Genomic DNA, 553 nt, shown 5'->3' with positions numbered 1-553 from the left:
GATCTACGGCCTCAGCCCGCAGATGTTCAGCCTGTGCTTCGCCATTAACGGCGTCGGGCTGATCATTGCGGCGCAGCTGGCCAGCCGCCTCAGTTCGCGTTGGGGGGAGCGTCGGGTATTGAAGAGCGGGCTAACGCTGGCGGCCGTCGCATCGCTGTTGCTGCTGTTGGCCGCCGCGCTGCATGCGCCGCTGGTCGTATTGCTGGTGCCGCTGTTCTTTTCGGTGGCGGTGATCGGCATCGTCGGCCCGACCGCCTCTTCGCTGGCCATGCAAAGCCAGGGTGACAAAGCGGGCAGCGCCTCGGCCTTGATCGGCGTGTGCATGTTCGCCCTCGGCGCCTGCGCCGTGCCGCTCCCCGGGCTGGGGGGCACCTCGGGCCTGTCGATGGCGCTGACCATCGTCGGCTGTTACGCCATCGCTATCCTGCTGTTCAGCCTGTTGGCCCGCCGCAGCGAGGCATAACGCGCCCAATAAAAAACCCGCTCAATGAGCGGGTTTTAAGAAATTCAGCTACGCAGCTTAGATAGCAGTAACGTTAGCGGCAGATGGGCC

The 553-nt window shown here is 64.4% G+C and carries 1 protein-coding gene; it reads left to right on the top strand.

The genetic code is table 11. The features are described 5' to 3' along the window. A partial coding sequence (locus KHA85_RS20085; protein ID WP_498039898.1) for an MFS transporter occupies window positions 1-463 on the top strand: 463 nt, incomplete at its 5' end. Window positions 464-553 lie beyond the last annotated feature (90 nt).

Origin of the sequence: Dietzia massiliensis, assembly GCF_018390595.1 — a bacterium.
GTDB lineage: Bacteria > Actinomycetota > Actinomycetes > Mycobacteriales > Mycobacteriaceae > Dietzia > Dietzia massiliensis.
Note: the sequence above shows the minus strand (reverse complement) of the source record. Positions and strands in the feature narration are given on the sequence as shown.